At 70.6% G+C, this 18,175-nt stretch carries 15 protein-coding genes; 3 read left to right on the forward strand and 12 right to left on the reverse strand.

The features are described 5' to 3' along the window. Nucleotides 1-9: 9 nt before the first annotated feature. From ABD927_RS17705 to ABD927_RS17760, 12 genes are all read right to left on the reverse strand, one after another. Complete coding sequence (locus ABD927_RS17705; RefSeq protein ID WP_345251173.1) at nt 10-1,248, reverse strand: MFS transporter; 1,239 nt, start codon at nt 1,246-1,248, stop codon at nt 10-12. A gap of 7 nt (nt 1,249-1,255) precedes the next feature. Continuing rightward, complete coding sequence (locus tag ABD927_RS17710; RefSeq protein WP_345251174.1) at nt 1,256-2,218, reverse strand: alpha/beta hydrolase; 963 nt, start codon at nt 2,216-2,218, stop codon at nt 1,256-1,258. A 14-nt stretch (nt 2,219-2,232) separates the two neighbouring features. Then, a complete protein-coding gene (locus ABD927_RS17715) occupies nt 2,233-2,817 on the reverse strand; it encodes a cupin domain-containing protein (RefSeq protein WP_345251175.1) in 585 nt (194 codons plus the stop codon). 111 nt (nt 2,818-2,928) lie between these two features. Continuing rightward, nucleotides 2,929-6,600 (reverse strand): hydantoinase B/oxoprolinase family protein, encoded by a 3,672-nt coding sequence (locus ABD927_RS17720; protein ID WP_345251176.1) that lies wholly within the window; start codon nt 6,598-6,600, stop codon nt 2,929-2,931. Continuing rightward, nucleotides 6,597-7,130 carry a winged helix DNA-binding protein gene (locus tag ABD927_RS17725; protein ID WP_345251177.1) on the reverse strand — a complete coding sequence of 178 codons (534 nt, stop codon included), beginning with the start codon at nt 7,128-7,130 and terminating at the stop codon, nt 6,597-6,599. The genes ABD927_RS17720 and ABD927_RS17725 overlap by 4 nt, the downstream gene beginning before the upstream one ends. Further along, nucleotides 7,120-7,497, reverse strand: a complete 378-nt coding sequence (locus ABD927_RS17730) for a 2Fe-2S iron-sulfur cluster-binding protein (RefSeq protein WP_345251178.1) — start codon at nt 7,495-7,497, stop codon at nt 7,120-7,122. Before ABD927_RS17730 ends, ABD927_RS17725 begins: the two co-directional genes overlap by 11 nt. After that, the gene (locus ABD927_RS17735; RefSeq protein ID WP_345251179.1) at nt 7,494-9,230 is read right to left on the reverse strand and encodes an FAD-binding protein; all 1,737 of its coding nucleotides are present in this window, start codon (nt 9,228-9,230) and stop codon (nt 7,494-7,496) included. Before ABD927_RS17735 ends, ABD927_RS17730 begins: the two co-directional genes overlap by 4 nt. A gap of 25 nt (nt 9,231-9,255) precedes the next feature. Continuing rightward, entirely contained in the window at nt 9,256-9,981 is a 726-nt protein-coding gene (locus ABD927_RS17740; RefSeq protein WP_345251180.1) for an ABC transporter ATP-binding protein, read from the reverse strand. Continuing rightward, nucleotides 9,974-10,837 carry an ABC transporter ATP-binding protein gene (locus ABD927_RS17745; protein WP_345251181.1) on the reverse strand — a complete coding sequence of 288 codons (864 nt, stop codon included), beginning with the start codon at nt 10,835-10,837 and terminating at the stop codon, nt 9,974-9,976. Before ABD927_RS17745 ends, ABD927_RS17740 begins: the two co-directional genes overlap by 8 nt. Nucleotides 10,838-10,839: 2 nt before the next feature. Next, nucleotides 10,840-12,720, reverse strand: a complete 1,881-nt coding sequence (locus tag ABD927_RS17750) for an ABC transporter permease (RefSeq protein WP_345251182.1) — start codon at nt 12,718-12,720, stop codon at nt 10,840-10,842. Between the two features lie 142 nt (nt 12,721-12,862). Beyond that, nucleotides 12,863-13,981 carry an ABC transporter substrate-binding protein gene (locus ABD927_RS17755; RefSeq protein ID WP_345251183.1) on the reverse strand — a complete coding sequence of 373 codons (1,119 nt, stop codon included), beginning with the start codon at nt 13,979-13,981 and terminating at the stop codon, nt 12,863-12,865. A gap of 108 nt (nt 13,982-14,089) precedes the next feature. Further along, the gene (locus tag ABD927_RS17760) at nt 14,090-14,830 is read right to left on the reverse strand and encodes a GntR family transcriptional regulator (protein ID WP_345251184.1); all 741 of its coding nucleotides are present in this window, start codon (nt 14,828-14,830) and stop codon (nt 14,090-14,092) included. Between the two features lie 156 nt (nt 14,831-14,986). On the opposite strand from ABD927_RS17760, the gene ABD927_RS17765 reads away from it, so the two are divergent. The 3 genes from ABD927_RS17765 to ABD927_RS17775 all read left to right on the forward strand — a co-directional run bounded on the left by ABD927_RS17765 (nt 14,987) and on the right by ABD927_RS17775 (nt 18,125). Further along, entirely contained in the window at nt 14,987-16,159 is a 1,173-nt protein-coding gene (locus tag ABD927_RS17765) for an enolase C-terminal domain-like protein (protein ID WP_345251185.1), read from the forward strand. A gap of 75 nt (nt 16,160-16,234) precedes the next feature. Continuing rightward, complete coding sequence (locus ABD927_RS17770) at nt 16,235-17,059, forward strand: fumarylacetoacetate hydrolase family protein (protein ID WP_345251186.1); 825 nt, start codon at nt 16,235-16,237, stop codon at nt 17,057-17,059. Between the two features lie 46 nt (nt 17,060-17,105). Continuing rightward, nucleotides 17,106-18,125, forward strand: coding sequence for a Bug family tripartite tricarboxylate transporter substrate binding protein (locus tag ABD927_RS17775; RefSeq protein WP_345251187.1), 1,020 nt, complete (start codon nt 17,106-17,108; stop codon nt 18,123-18,125). Nucleotides 18,126-18,175 lie beyond the last annotated feature (50 nt).

Here is an 18,175-nt window from a genome sequence, read left to right on the forward strand (position 1 = left end):
TGTGAACAATCATTCGCGGGGCGTTGCGCCCTGGCCCGGCCGCTGGCGGACCGCGCAGGCGAATGCGATGCCCAGCGCCGCGAGGCCCAGCGCCGCGGCCGTGGAGACCGCCGAGAAGCCCGCCGTGTCGATGGTTCTGGCGGCGCAGGCGACGCCGATCGACTGGCCCAGGAACAGCACGCTGACGAACAGCGTGGTCGAGATGCCGCGCGCCTGCGGCGCCATCTGCGTCGCATTGACCTGCAGCGTTCCGTGGAGCATGTAGAAGCCCAGGCCCGCCATGAACATGGCGGCCACCGCCCAGCCCTGGCCGGGAAGCCACGGCATGGCGGCATAGGCCAGCGCCAGCAGCAGGCCGCCGCCGATCGCCAGCCCCCGCTCGCCCAGCCGCGCCACCAGCCGGCGGGCAAGCCGGGTATAGGCCAGCCCGCCCACGCCATAGCTGACCAGGACCAGGCCCACCACCGACAGCGGGGCGCGGAAACGTTCGTGCAGGAAGGTGGGCACGAAGGCCAGTACTCCGAAGGCCAGCGCGCCTTCCAGGAAGCCGATCGCCAGCATGCTGCGGACCCAGCGCTCCTTCAGCAGCGCCGGCACCATCGCGTAGAAGGCGGCCGCCGGCCGCCGCCCGTCGCCGGTCCTGCCGGCGGCCCGTTCGTGCCGGATGCGGCCGAGCAGGAGCGTCCCGGCCAGCGCGTAGAAGAAGCCCAGCAGCAGGAAGCCGTTGCGCCAGCCGAGGAAATCCGTCACCACCCCGCCGATGGCCTGGCCGGCGATCAGCCCGGCCACCGATCCCGTGATGAAGCGGGCCAGCATGACCTGGCGCCCGGCGTAGGGAACGGCGTCGCCGATCCAGGCCATGCCGAGCGGGACGATGGCGGCGGTGGTGATCCCCATCGCCACGCGCGCGCCGACCAGCCAGCCGAGCGTGGGGGCCGCGGCGCAGGCCAGGCAGGCCAGGGTCGATGCGAGCGCCGCCCAGGCGACGATCTGCAGCTTGCCGAACCGTTCGCCCACCGGCCCGTAGAAGAGCTGCATGATCCCGTAGGCGATGGAGAAGGCCGACACCGTGAGCGCGGCCTGTTCCGTGGCCGCGTGGAACGAGGCCGTGAACTGCGGCAGCATCGGGTCGCAGATGCGCATCGCCACCGAACTGGCGAAGCTGCCGCAGCACATCACGGTGATGGTGGCCCCGGTATCGGGGCCGCCGGCGGAAGAGGCCGCCTCGCGCGCGGATGCGTCGTTCACGCGCGGATCACGATTGCGACAGGAACAGCCGCGTTTCGTCGAACAGTCGGTGGCGGGGCCGTTCCAGCATCATCATGTGCGTGCCGCCGCCGAGGATGACCAGCCGTTTTTCCGCGGCGTTGGCGAGCCGCCCGAAGACTTCCTGCGCCATGTAGGGCGGCGTGTCGCGGTCCCACTCGCCGAGGATGAGCAAGGTGCGCGCCTCGATGGCGGCGGGGTCGTACAGCGCCTTGCCGGCGGCCCAGTACTCGGCGTTGTCCTTGAGCACGCCATTTGGGGCGCGCAGCGTCTTTTGCCCGCCGTTGCCGGCGGCCGGGGCGAAATTCGCCTCCACCCATGCGTCCTGCCATGCCTGCGGCGCCGTGGCGGCGCGCTGCGCTTCCGGTATCGCGCCGATCCAGCGTTCGATGGCGTCGGCCGAAGTGACCGTGCGGAAGGCGCCCAGCTTGCCGCTCGTGTTGATCATGGAGGGTGTCTGCCGGATCCATTGCGGCGCATGCAGGACGAGGTTGGCCACCTTGGCGGGATGGCGCGCCGCATAGGCGGCGGCCACGGAGGAGCCCCACGACCAGCCCAGCAGCGAGAGCCGCGCGGCCCCATGGCTTTGCAGCAGATGGTCGACCAGTCCTGCCAGGTCGGCCACGGCGTCGGCCGTGGGCAGCAGCGGCGCCCGCTCGGCGGCCGCTTCCTGCATGGCGGCCCAGGACCCGGAGCCGCCATAGCCGGCCATGTCGAGCGCATGGACGTCGAACCCCGCGCGGGCGAGATCGTCCATCCACGAGACGCCGTCGAGCGGCAGGTCGAAGGTGCCGCTGGAGGGGTAGGTCGCGCCATGCACGCACACCACGATCCGCTCGCCCGGCGCCTTGTCCTGGCCGGCGAGCCGCTTCCTGCGCACGTACAGCGGGCAGCCCGAGGCCGCCCCGGTGATGCGTGTTTCGCTGGCTATCGTCTGTTGGTTCGATGGCATCTGTCGTCTTCCGTTCAGCCGCGCTGCGTCTTGCCGAAGAAATTCCCGTCGGCATCGCGGTGGATCCACTCGGCCTTCGGATGGTTGCCCGCCTGGACGGTGATGAGCAAGCCCTCTTCGCGTCCTTCGCCCGGCGTCAGGTTGATGAAGCGCCGCGGCACGAAGGGCGGGCAGGCGCACACGTCCAGCGGGTTCAGGTCCAGCGAGTGCTCCTCGTTCACGCCCCAGATGACGCGCCAGGTGCCGTGGATGGCGATGAAGCTCTCCAGCGTGTCGTGGTTGTGCAGGATGGGGCCGTTGCCGGGGCGGGCTTCCACGTACGACATGGTATAGCCTTCGCTGATCGGGATGGCCGACATGGGATCCTTGCCGCCCTCGATGATCAGGCCGGTGCCGATCACCAGGATGTTCTTGCGCTGATGGCCGGGCAGCAGGCTGTCCGGGTAGCGGTCGGCGGGGAACACCAGCTTGTCGTAGCGCGCGACGCGCGTGGACAACATTTCTTCCGGGGTGACTTCGCGGATCGGGATCTCGAACCCTTGCAGGTCGTCGATCGTCAGGGCTTTGCGCCCGGAGCGTTGGGATTCGGTGGTTTGCATGGCTGCGCCCTTCAAGGTGGGTTGATGGAACGGACACGCCGCGTCCGGCGTTAATAAATCATATACGATTTATTATTTACAGATCAACACGGCGACTGCCCGTTCCCCCTCCTACGGCGCTCCGTAGCCGCCGCCTCCGGGCGTGTCGATTTCGAAGATATCGCCGGCCTGCAGCTCGGCGCGGTCGGCGTTGGCCAGCGGCTCCACGCGGCCGTCGCCGCGGATCACGCGCGCCCGGCCGGGCTCGCCCGGCCGGCCGCCGGCCAGGCCGAAGGCGGGATGCTTCCAGCCGTTGGCCAGCAGCGAGACGGTCATCGGTTCGAGGAAGCGCAGCGTGCGCGTGCCGCCGTCGCCGCCGCGCCAGCGGCCGGCGCCGCCCGAGCCGGCGCGGATCCGGTAGCGCTCGAGCCGCACCGGAAAGCGCAGTTCCAGCACTTCGGGATCGGTCAGGCGGGAGTTCGTCATGTGGGTCTGCACCACCGACGTGCCGTCGAAGCCGCCGACCAGCGTGCCGGCGGCGTCGTAGCGGCCGCCGGCGCCGGAGCCGCCCGAGATGGTCTCGTAGTACTGGTAGCGCGAGTTGCCGAAGGTGAGGTTGTTCATCGTCGGCTGGCTGCTCGCCAGCACGCCGAGCGCGCCGTAGATCGCGTTGGTCACGCAGGTCGAGGTCTCGACGTTGCCGGCGACCACCGCGGCCGGGTGGCGCGGATTGAGCATGGAGCCTTCCGGCACGATCAGCGTCAGCGGCTTCAGGCCGCCGGCGTTCATCGGGATGTCGTCGTCGAGCAGGGTGCGGAACACATACAGCACGGCGGCCGTGGTCACCGCGCGCGGGGCGTTGAAATTGTCGGGCAGCTGGGCCGAGGTGCCGGTGAAATCCAGCGTGGCGCTGCGCGCCGCGTGGTCCACGGTGAGCGCCACCTGCACCCGCGCGCCGTTGTCGAGCGAGACGGTAAAGCGTCCGTCGCGCAGCCGGCCGATGGCGCGGCGCACCGATTCCTCGGCGTTGTCCTGCACGTGGCGCATATAGGCCTGCACCACGTCGAGCCCGAAGTAGCGCACCATGGCCAGCATTTCTTCGCGGCCTTTTTCGTTGGCGGCGATCTGGGCGCGCAGGTCGGCGATGTTCTGCTCGATGTTGCGCGCCGGCAGCCGGGCGCCGCCCAGCAGGGCGCGCAGCGCATCTTCGCGCAGCTTGCCGTCCTCCACCAGCAGGAAGTCGGTGATCAGCACGCCCTCGTCGTCGATGGTGCGCGAATCCGGCGGCATCGAGCCGGGCGTGAGGCCGCCGATGTCGGCGTGGTGTCCGCGCGAACCCACGTAGAACAGCACGCTGGCGCCGGCCTGGTCGAACACCGGCGTGACGACCGTGACGTCGGGCAGGTGGGTGCCGCCGGCGTAGGGATCGTTGAGCACGTAGACCTGCCCGGGCCGCATGCGGCTGCCGTGCGCGGCGATGACGGCCTGCACGCTGGCGCCCATGGAGCCGAGGTGCACGGGGATGTGCGGCGCGTTGGCCACCAGTTCGCCGCCAGCGTCGAAGATGGCGCAGGAGAAGTCCAGCCGCTCCTTGATGTTGACCGAGTGGGCCGTGTTCTGCAGCCGCCAGCCCATCTGCTCGGCGATCGACATGAACAGGTTGTTGAAGATCTCGAGCATCACCGGGTCGGCCTCGGTGCCGACCGCGCGCTGCTGCGGGCGCGGCAGGTGGCGTTCGAGCACGAGGTCGCCGGCCGCGGTGACGCCGGCGCGCCAGCCCGGGTCCACCACGGTGGTGGCGTTGGCGTCGGAGATGATGGCAGGGCCGTCGATCGTGTCGCCGGCGTACAGCTGCCCGGCGGCGTAGAGCGGCGCGTCGACCCACTGGCCGCCGCTGTGGATGGCTGCCGTGGCCGCCGGCGCCAGACGCCGGCCCGCGGGCCGCGGCGGGCGCGCGAAACGGCCGGCGGCGCTTTCGCGGCCGTTGCCGGCAGTGGCCTCGGCCACGGCGGAATCGATCACCAGCGCGCGGTCGGGCATCAGGAACGAGAAGCGCTGGCGGTAGGCGCTTTCGAAGGCGGCGAACATGGCGGCCGGGTCGCCCGCCGCGACGGGCAGGGCGGTGTCGGTGCCCTCGTAGCGCAGGTAGAGCCGCTCGGTCACTTCGATGGCCTGCGGCGCGCTGCCCTGGGCCTGGAGTTCGGCGCGCGCCGCCGCGCCCAGTTCGTCGAGCACGCGCCGGGCCTCGGCCTGGCCGGCGGCGTCGAAGCGCCGCTCCACCGAACGTTCGCGCACCGCGGTGGAAGCGGCCAGGCCCATGCCGTAGGCCGACAGCACGCCGGCCAGCGGATGCACCAGCACGCGCGGCATGGCCAGCGCGTCGGCCACGGCGCAGGCATGCTGGCCGCCGGCGCCGCCGAAGGTGGTGAGCGTGTAGCGGGTCACGTCGTAGCCGCGCTGCACCGAGATGCGCTTGATCGCGTTGGCCATGTTGGCCACCGCGATCTCCAGGAAGCCGTGGGCCAGCGCCTCGGGCGTGGTCGGCTTGCCGGTGGCCTGGCCGACCTCGGCCGCGAGCGCGGCAAAGCGTTCGCGCACCACCTGCGCGTCGAGCGGCTGGTCGCCGCCCGGGCCGAACACGGCCGGGAAATGCGCGGGCTGGATCCGGCCCAGCATCACGTTGGCGTCGGTCACCGTCAGCGGGCCGCCGCGGCGATAGCAGGCCGGGCCCGGGTCGGCGCCGGCCGACTCGGGCCCCACGCGCAGGCGCGCGCCGTCGAAGCGCAGGATCGAGCCGCCGCCCGCGGCCACGGTATGGATGCTCATCATCGGCGCGCGCAGGCGCACGCCGGCCACCAGGGTGTCGAAGGCGCGTTCGTAGTCGCCGGCGTAGTGCGACACGTCGGTGGAGGTGCCCCCCATGTCGAAGCCGATCACCCGGTCGTAGCCGGCCGCGGCCGAAACCCCGGCCATGCCCACGATGCCGCCGGCCGGGCCGGACAGCACCGAGTCCTTGCCCTGGAAGGCATGGGCGTCGGTGAGCCCGCCGCTGGATTGCATGAACTGCAGCCGCACGCCGGGCAGCGCGGCGGCCACGCGATCGACGTAGCGGCGCAGCACGGGAGACAGGTAGGCATCGACCACCGTGGTGTCGCCGCGCGCCACGAAGCGGATCAGCGGCGAGACCCGGTGCGAGACCGAGATCTGCGCATAGCCCAGCTCGCGGGCGATGGCCGCCACCCGTTCTTCGTGCGCCGGATTGCGGTAGCCGTGCATCAGCGCGATCGCCACGGCGGCATAGCCTTGCGCGCGGCCTTCGGCCAGCGCGGCGCGCGCCTGGGCCTCGTCGAGCGGCGCCACCACGCCGCCGTCGGCGCCGAGCCGTTCGTCGATCTCCACCACGCGGCTGGCGAGCTGCTCCGGCAGCACGATCTCGCGGTCGAACAGGCGCGGGCGGTTCTGGTAGGCGATGCGCAGCGCGTCGCGAAAGCCTCGCGTCACCGCCAGCAGCACGCGTTCGCCCTTGCGTTCCAGCAGCGCATTGGTGGCCACCGTGGTGCCCATCCGCACCACGGCGATCCGCTCGGACGGCACGGGTTCGCCGGGCCGCAGGCCGAGCAGGCGGCGGATGGCTTCCACCGCGGCGTCTTCGTAGTGGCCCGGGTTTTCGGACAGCAGCTTGGCAGTGACCAGCGTGCCGTCGGGGCGGCGGCCGATCACGTCGGTGAAGGTGCCGCCGCGGTCGATCCAGAATTCCCAGCGGCCGGGGGCCGCGGCGTGCGGTGCGCAGGAGGTGGTCGTCATAGGGATGAGGCCGCGCGGGCGGCCTGGTCGTAGAGGCCCGACAGCATGCGAAGGCGGCGCGCCACGTCGGACAGCGCCTCGCCGTCGGTGAGCTCGCCTTCCACGCTGGCGAGCAGGCAGCGGTCGCGCACGGCGCGGAATCGGTCGATCAGCGCGGCGCCTTCGGCGGTGGTGGCGTAGAAGACTTCCTTGCCGGCTTTCTCGCCCTGCACCAGGCCCAGGCCGGCGAGCTTTTTCAGCGCGTAGTTGATGACGTGCGTGTCTTCGTAGTTGAGGGTGAAGCAGATGTCGGCCAGCTTTTTGCCCCGTTCGCGGTGGTGCACGTGGTGCAGCACCAGGATGTCGGTGAAGGCCAGGTCGGGCTGGCCGGCGGCGGTCATGCAGCGCATGACCCAGCGGCTGAAGGCGTTGTGGGCGATGATGAGGCCGAACTCGAGCTCGGACAGCCCGGCGTGCGGTCCCTGCGCCAGGTGGGCCGAAGAAAGGATGCGCAGCCGGCCGCCGGCGGCGTCGGGCGCCTCAGTCGTCATCGGCGGCGTCCTCGCCGGGGAACAGCCGCTCCTTGGGCGGTGCGATCTCGGTCACCAGGTCGCGCACCAGCGGCTTGTTGGGCAGCGGCGCCACGTCGTAGGTGCGGCCGGGCTCGAGCTTGGCCATACAGGCGTAGACCGTCTTGCCGTCGAGCTTCATCATGCATTCCTTGCATGCGTTGGCGTTGACGCAGGCGTGGCGGAAGGCCAGGCTGCCGTCCAGATGGGCGCGCACCCAGCGCAGGCCGTCGAGCAGCGAATCGGCCGCGCCTGCGGGAAGTGCGTATTCGTCGACGGCCGGCGCTTCGCCGGCGCCGCCGCGATGCACTTTGAGCCGGATGGTGCGCGCGTCGGAAGAGGTTGTCATGCGTTGAACTCCTCGGGCGTAGGCATGTGGGGCAGGCGCTCGACGGGCTGGGTGGCCAGCGTCCAGCGGCCGTCGCGCCAGGCGATGGTCTGGTTGAGCGTCCAGGCCTCGTCCTGCGCGGGATGGTCTTCGCGCTGGTGGGCGCCGCGGCTTTCGGTGCGCGCCAGCGCGCTGCGGGCCACGGCTTCGGCCACCAGCAGCATGTTGCGCAGGTCCAGCGCGTCCAGGCAGCGCGGGTCCTGGGGGGCGAGGGGGGGCAGCGCGGTGCCGGCGCGCGCGCGCAGCGCCTCGATGGCGGCGAGCGCCTGGCGCAGGCCGGCGTCGGTGCGGAAGGGGCCCACGTGCTGCTGCATCACGGCCTGCAGTTCTTCGATCAGCGCGGCGTAGTGGGGCGGCCGGGCCGCCTCGTCGCCGGCGGCGAGCCGCGCCAGCGCCGGCGCGGCCAATGCGCGCAGCGCGGCGGCGGATGGCGGGGCGGCATGGCCGGCTTCTTCGGCCGCCTGGCGGCCGGCGCGCAGCCCGAAGGCCACGGCCTCGGTGATCGCATTGCCCGACAGCCGGTTGGCGCCGTTGGCGCCGCCGACGGCCTCGCCGGCCGCGTAGAGGCCGGGCACGTCGGTGGCCAGGCGGGTGTCGACCCGGATGCCGCCCATGTGGTAGTGGGCGATGGGGGCCACTTCGATCATCTGCTGCGTGAGGTCGATGCCGGCGGCGGCGAGCCGCTGGATGATGGGGCCGAACGCGGCGCGCAGCGTCGCCTCGGGCACGTGGCGGAAACTCAGGTAGGCGCCGCCGGCGGGCGAGCCGCGGCCGGCTTCCACTTCCTTCAAGATGGCGTAGGTGGCGGCGTCGCGCGTGGTGGTGTAGCGGCCGTCTTCGGTGGCGTTGCCGTAGCGCCCGACGAACTCCTCGCCGTCGCGGTTGAGCAGCCGTCCGCCCAGCTTGTAGCGGAAGGGATCCCACATGATCGGGTCGAAGCCCACCAGCCGGGGCGCCAGGTGGCCGATGGGGAAGAACTGCACGAATTCCATGTCGAGCAGCCGGGCGCCGGCGCGCAGCGCGAGCGCGAAGCCGTCGCCGCCCATGTTGAACGAGGCGCTGTTGCGCCGGTACAGCCGCGTCAGCCCGCCGGTGGCGATGATGGTGGCGCCGGCGCGCACCAGCACCGGCTGGCCGGTGCCCAGGTGCAGCGCGACGGCGCCCACCGCGCGGCCGGCGTCGAGCAGCAGCTCGGTGACCAGCAGGTCGCCCACGCGGCGCACGCCGGGCGTATGCGCGGTCTGCGCGCGCAGCGTCTTGGCCACCGCGGGGCCGGTGTTGAGGTAGTCGACGTAGACGCAGCGCGGCCGGTCGTGGCCGGGCGCCTGCGCCTGGGTGAGGTGGCCGTCGGCGCGGGCCCAGCCCACGCCCCAGCGGTCGAGCTGGCGGATCGCCTCGACGCCTTCCTCGCACACCAGGCGCGCCAGCGGCTCGCTGCACAGCCCGCGGCCGGCCGCCAGCGTGTCGCGCAGGTGGTGGGTCCAGTGATCGGGCACCTGTTCGCCGAGCGCGGCCGCCACGGTCATCTGGGCCATGATGGTCGCGCCGCCGCGGCCGATCAGGCTGCGGTCGGCCAGCAGCACCTGGCGGCCGGCCTCGGCGGCGGCGATCGCCGCGGCCATGCCGGCGCCGCCGGCGCCGATCACCAGTACGTCGGTTTCCAGGGTATGGGGCATCAGGTCGTCGGCAGGCATGTTCTTCAATGACAAGGGTTCGGGTTCAGGCGGCGCCGAGGTAGGCTTTCTGTACCGCCGGGTCGGCCGCGAGGTCGGCGGCGCCGCCTTCGAGCACCACGTGGCCGTGCTGCAGCACGTAGGCGCGGTCGGCCAGTTCGAGCGCGATGCGCGCGTTCTGTTCGACCAGCAGGATGGTCTGGCCCTCGGCCTTCCAGCGGAACAGCACTTCGTAGACGGCGTCGACGAAGCGCGGCGACAGGCCCATCGAGGGTTCGTCGATGCACACCAGGCGCGCGCGCCGCAGCCAGGCGCGGCCGAGCGCCAGCATCTGCTGCTCGCCGCCGGACAGCGTGCCGGCCGGCTGGCGGCGGCGTTCGGCCAGGCGCGGGAAGGCGGCGAAGACGTCTTCCAGGTCGCGCGCGATGGCGGCTTTTTCGTGGCGGCGCGGATAGGCGCCGAGCAGCAGGTTCTCGTGCACCGACATTTCGGGAAACACGCGCCGGCCCTCGGGCACGCTGGCCACGCCGCGGCCGATCACGTCGGCCGGCGCGCGGCCCTGGATCTCGTGGCCGTCGAGCAGGATGCGGCCGCGCGTGGGCCGGACCAGGCCGAGCACCGATTTCAGCGTGGTGGACTTGCCCGAGGCGTTGCCGCCCAGCACCGACACCACCTCGCCGGCGCGGACCGCCAGGCTCACGCCATAGAGCGCCTGCACGGCGCCGTAGTGGGCGTCGATCGCATCGACCTGGAGCAGGGGCGGCTCAGCCATGGTGGGCATCCGATTCGACGGGGCGGGCGCGGGAGCGGCCCAGATAGGCCTCGACCACTTCGGGATGGTCCAGCGCCTCGGCCGGCGTGCCGGTGGCGAGCACGCGACCCTGGTTTAGCACGATTACGCGGTCGGCGATGCGGCGCACTAGCGACAGCTTGTGCTCCACCACCAGCAGGCCCAGCGCCGGCTGCTCGGCCCGCAGCGCGAGCAGCAGCTCGGCCAGTTCGGCCGTCTCGCTCGGGTTCATGCCGGCCGCCGGTTCGTCCAGCAGCACGAAGCGCGGCTGCGCGGCCAGCACGCGCGCGATCTCCAGCCGCCGGCGGTTGGCGTACGAGAGGCTGAAGGCCGGCTGGCCGCGCCGCGGCCAGAGCCGGTCGCCGAAGCGCTTGAGCGCGGCTTCGGCCAGCGCCTCGGCCTCGGCGCGGCGGCGGCGCCAGCCCGGCAGGCCGAACAGTTCGCCGGCCACTTCGGCGGCCGCGGTCACCAGGCGGCCGTGGCGGCCGCGCAGCAGCCCGGCCTGGGTGCCCAGCAGCACGCTGTCCCATACGGTCAGGGCGGGGAACACGCGCGAGGTCTGGAAGCTGCGGCCCAGGCCGAGCCGGGCGATGCGCTCGGGCGCCAGGCCGTCGATGCGGCGGCCGCCCAGCAGGACACGGCCCGCGGTGGGCCGTTCGATGCCGCTCAGCAGCTGGATCAGCGTGGACTTGCCGGCGCCGTTGGGGCCGACCAGCGCGACGGTCTCGCCCGGCGCCAGGCGAAAGCTGACGTCGTCGACCGCCTTCACGCCGCTGAAATGGCGGCTCAGGGCGTCCACCCGCAGGCCGGGGTCGTGGGTATGCGCGGCAGCGGCCATGGCTAGCGGGCTCCCAGCAGGCCGTGCGGACGCAGGCGCAGCATGACGAGCAGCGCCGCGCCGTAGGCGATCATGCGCCACTCGGCGAACGGGCGCAGCAGTTCGGGCAGCAGCGTGAGCGCGAAGCCCGCCAGCGCCGCGCCGCTCAGGTTGCCGAGGCCGCCGAGCACCGCGATGGTCAACAGCAGTATCGACGCGCCGACGGTGAAACTTTCCGGGCTCACCACGCCCTGCACGTAGGCGAACAGGCCGCCGGCCGTGCCGGCCAGCAGGCCCGACAGCGCGAAGCCCAGCAGGATGTAGCGCCGCACCGGCAGCCCGGCCGCGTGGGCCGCGAGCCGGTCTTCGCGGATGCCGCGCCAGGCCCGGCCGATGCCCGAGCCGAGCAGCCGCTGCGCCAGCGCCAGCGCGGCCGCCGCCACGGCGGCGATCAGCCAGAATTTCTGCGCCAGGCCGGACAGCGCAAGCCCGCCCAGCAGCGCCAGGCGGGGCGCGGGGATGTCGATGAAGCCCATCGGCCCGCGGGTAACGTCGAGCCAGGTCATGAAGACCAGATAGCCGATCTGCCCGACCGCCAGCGTGCCCAGCGCCGCCGTATGGCCGCTGAGCCTGAGCAGCGGCAGCGCCGCCACGGCGGCCACGGCCGCGGTCACCGCGGCGGCGCCGAGCAGCGCGGCCTCGGCCGGCCAGCCATGGTTGCGCGCCAGGATGCCGACCGCATAGGCGCCCACGCCGTAGAAGGCCATGTGGCCGATCGAAAGAATGCCGAGCGAACCGGAAACCAGCGTGACGCTGGCCGCCAGCAGCGCGAAGATCATCGCGTAGGCCACGGCCTGCAGCAGATAGGCGCTGTGCGAGATCAGCGGCAGCAGCGCGAGCGCGGCGCCGGCGGCCAGGAAGCCCCATGGCGGCAATTCGAGCGCGCGCACCGCGCCGCGCTGGCTGGAGGCCGACGCCAGCACGCTGGTGCTCGGCATCGCCCCGGCGGCGCCGCTCGCGCCGCCGAGCGCGTCCAGCCGCCGGTCGCCCAGCAGCCCTTGCGGCCGGAACACCAGGAATACCAGCACCAGCGTGAAGGCGACCAGATCGCGGAAGCCTTCGCCCACATAGGCGCTGGCCAGCGTTTCCACCACGCCCAGCAGCAGGCCGCCCAGCACCGCGCCCGGCGTGCTGGTGAGCCCGCCCAGCAGCGCCGCGGAAAAGCCCTTGAGCCCGTAGGGCAGGCCCATCTGCGGGAACACGCTCTGGAAATACAGCGCCACCAGGATGCCGCTGAGCGCGCCCAGCGCCCCGGCCAGCCCGAAGGCGAGCTGCCTGACGCCGGTGGTGCGCACGCCCAGCTGCGCGGCCGCGTCGCGGTCCTGGGCGGTGGCGCGCAGCGTGCGGCCGAGCCAGGAGCGCGACAGGAACAGCGTGAGCGCGATCGTGGCGACCGCGCCGAAGCCGAAGATCAGCAGGTCGGTGCTGGTGATGTAGGCCTCGCCGAAGAAATAGGTGGCTTCCTCGAACGGCACCGGGAAAGACTGCCCTTCGGGAGACCAGATGATCTCGGCCAGCTGGTCGACGATCAGGCTGATGGCCAGCGTGGACAGCACCGGCGCGACATAGGGCGCGTTCTCCAGCGGCCGCAGCGCCACCCGCTCGAGCAGCACCCCCAGCAGCGTGACCGCCGCGATCGACAGCAGCGCCGCCGCCGGCAGCGGCAGGTGCAGCGCCGTGACCCCGCTGAAGGCGATGAACGCGCCCAGCATGAACAGCGCGCCCTGCGCGAAATTGATGACGTTCGAGACGCCGAAGACCAGCGAGAAACCCAGCGCGATCAGCGCATAGACCTGGCCGATGGCCAGGCCGTTGAGGATCTGGCTGGCAAAGAGTTCAAGCATGGCAAGCCGTTCGTAAAACAGAAACGCCAGCCATGCTCCATAGAGCAGGCCAGCCGATGCCGCCAACCCAGGACGCCGCGGCTCCGGCTCTGCCGGGCCGCCAGCGTCGTCCCCTGGGGGGCGCGCGAAGCGCGTAGGAGGGCTACCTCAACAATTCAAAAGTGCCGTCGCGCACCACCAGGAAGGTCGGATCCTTCTTCACGTTGCCGTTCTCGAACTTCGAGACGCCGGTCACGCCCTGGTAGGCCGGGCCGTTGGCCAGCTCGTCGCGCACCGCCTGGCCGGTCAGCGGCTTGCCCGACTGCACCACGCGGCGGATCGCGGCCGCGCCCACGCCGGCGGCGTCATAGGCCAGCGCGGCGAACTGGTCGGGCTGCTTGCCGTACTTGGCGCGGTAGGCGTCGACGAAGGCCTTCTTCGACGGATCGCCGGGGAAGAAGATGCTGTGCACCACCACGCCCTCGGCGGCCTTGCCGGCCAGTTCGATGAACTTCGGCGAGGTCAGCGGAATGCCGCCGCCGGCCGGGATGTCGACGCCGGCCTGGCGCAGCTGGCGGATGAAGATCGAGGCTTCCTGGTAGGGCAGCGCCAGGAATACGCCGTCGGGCCTGGCCGCCTTGATCTTGCTGATGAGCGGGCGGAAGTCCTTCGCGCCCGGGATCACCGCCTCGGTCAGCAGCACCTTGCCGCCGTCCTTCTCGATCGCGGCCGAGGTGGCCTTGACGGTGAACACGCCCCAGTCGTCCTGCGAATACGGGATGACGATGCGGTTGGCCTTGAGCTTCTTGTGGATGGTGTCGGCGTTGTACTGCGCGAGCACGTCGTCGGTGTTGTTCTGGCGGAACTGGTAGGGGCTCTGGCGGCTGAAGTCCGGATGCGACGAGGTCGGGCTGATCTGCGGGATCCTGGCTTCCTTGAAGATCGGCGCGGCCGCCATCGAGGCGGTGGTCGACCAGGAGCCGATGGCCAGCACCACGCCCGGCGTGGCGGCGATCTTGCGCGCGACCGTGGCGGCTTCCTGCGGCGAATTGCGGTCGTCTTCGACGATCAGCCTGACGGGGCGGCCTTCGATGCCGCCGTCGGCGTTGAGCTTGTCGAGATAGAGCTCGACGGCGTTCTTGAAGCTGGCGCCGTACTCGGCGAAGTTGCCGGACAGGTGCGAGAAGAAGCCGATGTTGATCGGCTCGGCGGCGAAGGCCGGTGCCGCCGCCGCAAGCGAAAGGGCGAGGGCCGTGAGGATTCGTGGAAAGCGGATGGGCATGGGGCACACAGCGATCTGGTCAGGAAAAGGGCCGTGTCGCCGGCCCCGCCGTAGCCCCGAAAGTTATGCTTTTATCGATAAAACATCAACGTATTGTTATTGATAAGCTTAGTTCGGCTGAGCATATCGGAGCGGTCCCCCCTCGCCGGCATCGGCGAACAGGCGCCCCAACAGGTACTTGCCCGTGGTGCGGTAGTGCGTCATCAGCAGCTCGACGGCCTGGTCGGCCTTGCGGGCCAGGGTGGCCTCCACGATCTCGGCATGCTCGGCTTCGCTGTCGCGCACCGGCATGCTGAGCGCCCCCGCGATCTGCCGGTAGCGGATGGTCTGGTCGAAAAGCTGGCCGCAATAGTCCAGCAGCATGGGCGAACCGCAGCCGGCCAGCAGCGCCATGTGGAAGTCCCGGTGGCGCCGTTCCCACGCCGCGTCGCGCGGCTCGCCGGATGCCACGCGCGCCTTGGCGGCGCGGTTCACGCGGAATAGCGCAAGCGCGATGTTCTCTTCCCATTGTTCGTCGCCGTGGGCGATGGCCTCGCGCAGCGCGCGTTCCTCCAGCCAGCAGCGCACCCGCAGCAGATCGGCGAATTCCGCGGCGCTGATCGGCTTGACCCGGAAGCCGCGGTTGTGCAGCCGCTCGACCAGGCCGAACGAGGTCAGCAGGTTCAGCGCCTCGCGCACGGGGCTGGTGCCGGCCTCGTAGCTGCGGCTCATGTCTTCGATCTTCAGCTTCATGCCCGGCGGCAGCGTTCCTTCGATGATGTCCTGCCGCAGGCGGCTGTACAGCCGCATGGTGATGGTATCGCCCGCATTCGGCTGGTCTTCGATCGGCGCTTCATCCAGGGACTTCACTGCGTCAGGCTCCGCAAGGCATATGTCCTTAGGATTGTACATGCTGTTCGGATCGCACTATTTTTATACATAAAGTAGATGTAGAAGAATTTTTGTGTTTTAATTTTCGGCATTCGAGCGCGTTGCAAAGCAAGAATTCCAAGGAGGAAACCAACGATGAGGATCGTCGAAGTCCGCGCCAAGACCGTGCGGGTCGAAACCAGCATGTTCAACGCGCGCGGTTCGCGGGTGAATTCGGCGGCCACGGTGCTGGCCGCCATTACCGACGTGGTCCGTGGCGGCAGGCCGGTCATCGGCTTTTCCTATAGCGCCACCGGTTTCCAGCCGCCCACCCACCAGCTGAACGAGCGCTTCATCCCCAAGCTGCTGCAGATGAAGGAGGACGAGCTCAATATCGATCCGCGCCATTTCGACCCGGCCGCCACGCTGCAGGCCTTGAAGAAGGGCGAGAAGCTGGGCGGCGACGGCGAGCGCGCCACCGCCGTGGGCACCATCGAATGCGCGGTGTGGGACGCGGTCGCCAAGCTGGCGCAGGCGCCCGCCTACAAGCTGATCGCCGACAGGTACAACGGCGGCAGGCTGGCCGGCAAGGTGGAGTGCTATGTGGGCGGCGGCTGGTACAGCCCCGGCAAGGGCCCCGACGCCCTGCGCGACGAGGTGAAGAAATACCTCGACATGGGCTATCGCACGGTCAAGATCAAGGTCGGCGGCCTGCCGCTGGCCGAAGACCTGAAGCGGGTCGACGCCGCCCTGGCGGTGGTGGGCGACCCGAAGCGCCTGGCGGTCGACGCCAATTCCGGCATCGGCCCCGAGCGCCGGCCGGAATTCGCCAACGCGCTCAAGGGCTACGGGCTGCGCTGGTTCGAAGAGCCCACCCATCCCAACGACTACCAGGGCAATGCCGAATTCATCGCCATGTACGGCAATCCGGTGGCCACCGGCGAGAACCAGTTCTCGCTCGAAGAGCTGCGCAACCTGGCCCGCTACGGCGGCATGCGCCCCGGCACCGACCTGCTGCAGTGGGACATCCCCCACGCCTACGGCATCCACGAAGCGGCCAACATCATCGGGATGCTCGCCGGCTTCGGCTGGTCGCCCGCGTCCATGATCCCGCACGGCGGCAACCAGATCTCGCTGAACGCCTCGGCCGCCTTCGGCTTCGGCGCCTGCGAGGCCTATCCCGACGTCTTCGGCGTGCTGTCGGGCTATGCCGACGGGCTGGAAGTCGTCGACGGCCATCTCACGATCGGACACTGGGAAGGCTTCGGCTTCGAAGGCCAGGCCGGCCTGTTCTCGAAGATGAAAGAACTGGTGCCCGAACACTATTGATTGAGTCGAGACGCGGCCGGCCGGGCGCGCCCGGCCCCGCCTCGTCCCCCCCGGGATCACAAGGAGAGCATCCCCATGCGTTTTCTGAGCTTCGTCACGCCCGATGGCCGTCCCGGCTGGGGCAAGGCCACCGACCAAGGCATCGTCGACCTGTCGGCCGTCGCGCCGACCCTGCGCGAGGCGATCGCCGCCGGCCGCCTGGCCGGCGCCACCGGCAGCACCGTCTACGCGGAAAGCGAGATCAAGTACCTGCCGGTGATCCCGTCGCCCGACAAGATCCTGTGCGTGGGCCTGAACTACCGCAGCCACGTGCTGGAGACCGGCCGCGAACTGCCGGCCAAGCCGTCTATCTTCACCCGCTTCGCCAACACCCAGGTCGGCCACGGCCAGCCGATGATCCGCCCGCGCGTGTCGGAAAAGTTCGATTACGAGGGCGAGCTGGCGGTCGTCATCGGCAAGACCTGCCGCCACGTGGCGCGCGCCGATGCGCTGTCGGTGGTGGCCGGCTACGCCTGCTACAACGACGGCTCGATCCGCGACTGGCAGCGCCACACCATCCAGTACACGCCCGGCAAGAACTTCCCCGCCACCGGCGGCTTCGGTCCCTGGCTGGCCACGCCCGACGAACTCGGCGACCTCGGCCGCCGAGCCATCCGCACGCGGCTCAACGGCCAGGAAATGCAGCACGCCACCTTCGACGACCTGATCTTCGACGTGCCGGCGCTGATCGAATACTGCTCCACCTTCACGCAGCTCGAACCGGGCGACGTGATCATCACCGGCACCACCGGCGGGGTCGGCGCCTTCCGCGAGCCGCCGGTATGGATGAAGGCGGGCGACGTGGTCGAGGTGGAGATCGAAGGCATCGGCACCCTGCGCAACACGATCGCCGACGAGTGAGCCGCCGAAGCGGCAACGACAACGATTCCGCGAGGAGACAATGAAAATGAAACGAATGGGCCTGGCCGCCCTGGCCATGCTGGCCTGCGCGCACCTGCAGGCGCGCGCCGACGCCGTGGAGGACTTCTACAAGGGCAAGACCGTGCGCGTCGTGGTGGGCGTGGCGCCGGGATCGGGCTATGACCTCAATGCCCGCGCGGTCGCCAAGTACATGGGCAAGTACCTGCCCGGGCACCCGACCTTCATCGTGCAGAACCAGCCCGGCTCCGGCAGCATCTCGATGACCAACACGCTGTGCAACGCCGGCCCGTTCGACGGCACGGTGATCGGCGCGTCGTTCGGCGGGATCCCGACCGCCACGCTGTTCACCCCCAGCGTGGCCCGCTTCGACCCGCTGAAGATCAACTGGCTGGGTACCACCAACCAGGAGACCCACGTCGGCTACGTCTGGCACACGGCGCCGGTGCAAAGCTTCGACGAGGTCTTCAAGACCCGGCTGCTGGTGGGCGCCCAGGCGCCGGGCGTCACGCAGTACGACTTCCCGACCCTGTCCAACGCCGTGCTCGGCACCAGGTTCAAGGTCGTCAGCGGCTACGAGAGCACGCCGGCGGTGCATGCCGCGATGGAGCGCGGCGAGGTGCAAGGCGTGGGCGCCAGCGGCTGGGTGACGCTCAAGCTGCTGAACTCCGACTGGCTCAAGAACGGCACCGTCAAGCCCATCATCCAGTGGGGCCTGAAGAAGAACCCCGACCTGCCCGACGTGCCGCTGGCGCTGGACTACGCCAAGACGCCCGAAGACCGCGACGCGCTCAAGCTGATGTTCGTGCGCCTGACCATCGGTCGGCCGTTCTTCATGCCGCCGAACACGCCGCCGGACCGCGTGGCGGCCATGCGCAAGGCCTTCGACGCCGTGATGAAGGACAAGGACTTCATCGCCGAAGAGGCCAAGCTCAAGCTGGACGTGATCCCGCTCGACGGCGACGAAGTGCTCGGCATCCTCAAAGAGGCCTACAAGACCTCGCCCGCCGTGGTCGAGCGGCTGCGCAAGATCCTCAATACCCGCTAGGCCTGACCGGCCCCCGCGCGGGCTGCCGCCCCGGGCAGCCCCGCAGCACC

The organism is Pigmentiphaga soli (assembly GCF_039541095.1).
Classification (GTDB): domain Bacteria; phylum Pseudomonadota; class Gammaproteobacteria; order Burkholderiales; family Burkholderiaceae_B; genus Pigmentiphaga; species Pigmentiphaga soli.

Coding starts and splice junctions, on each gene's coding strand:
- ABD927_RS17710 (WP_345251174.1), bottom strand. CDS start 2,218: ATGCCATCGAACCAACAGACGATAGCCAGCGAAACACGCATCACCGGG.
- ABD927_RS17720 (WP_345251176.1), bottom strand. CDS start 6,600: ATGACGACCACCTCCTGCGCACCGCACGCCGCGGCCCCCGGCCGCTGG.
- ABD927_RS17730 (WP_345251178.1), bottom strand. CDS start 7,497: ATGACAACCTCTTCCGACGCGCGCACCATCCGGCTCAAAGTGCATCGC.
- ABD927_RS17745 (WP_345251181.1), bottom strand. CDS start 10,837: ATGGCCGCTGCCGCGCATACCCACGACCCCGGCCTGCGGGTGGACGCC.
- ABD927_RS17740 (WP_345251180.1), bottom strand. CDS start 9,981: ATGGCTGAGCCGCCCCTGCTCCAGGTCGATGCGATCGACGCCCACTAC.
- ABD927_RS17755 (WP_345251183.1), bottom strand. CDS start 13,981: ATGCCCATCCGCTTTCCACGAATCCTCACGGCCCTCGCCCTTTCGCTT.
- ABD927_RS17725 (WP_345251177.1), bottom strand. CDS start 7,130: ATGACGACTGAGGCGCCCGACGCCGCCGGCGGCCGGCTGCGCATCCTT.
- ABD927_RS17715 (WP_345251175.1), bottom strand. CDS start 2,817: ATGCAAACCACCGAATCCCAACGCTCCGGGCGCAAAGCCCTGACGATC.
- ABD927_RS17735 (WP_345251179.1), bottom strand. CDS start 9,230: ATGCCTGCCGACGACCTGATGCCCCATACCCTGGAAACCGACGTACTG.
- ABD927_RS17770 (WP_345251186.1), top strand. CDS start 16,235: ATGCGTTTTCTGAGCTTCGTCACGCCCGATGGCCGTCCCGGCTGGGGC.
- ABD927_RS17775 (WP_345251187.1), top strand. CDS start 17,106: ATGAAACGAATGGGCCTGGCCGCCCTGGCCATGCTGGCCTGCGCGCAC.
- ABD927_RS17750 (WP_345251182.1), bottom strand. CDS start 12,720: ATGCTTGAACTCTTTGCCAGCCAGATCCTCAACGGCCTGGCCATCGGC.
- ABD927_RS17765 (WP_345251185.1), top strand. CDS start 14,987: ATGAGGATCGTCGAAGTCCGCGCCAAGACCGTGCGGGTCGAAACCAGC.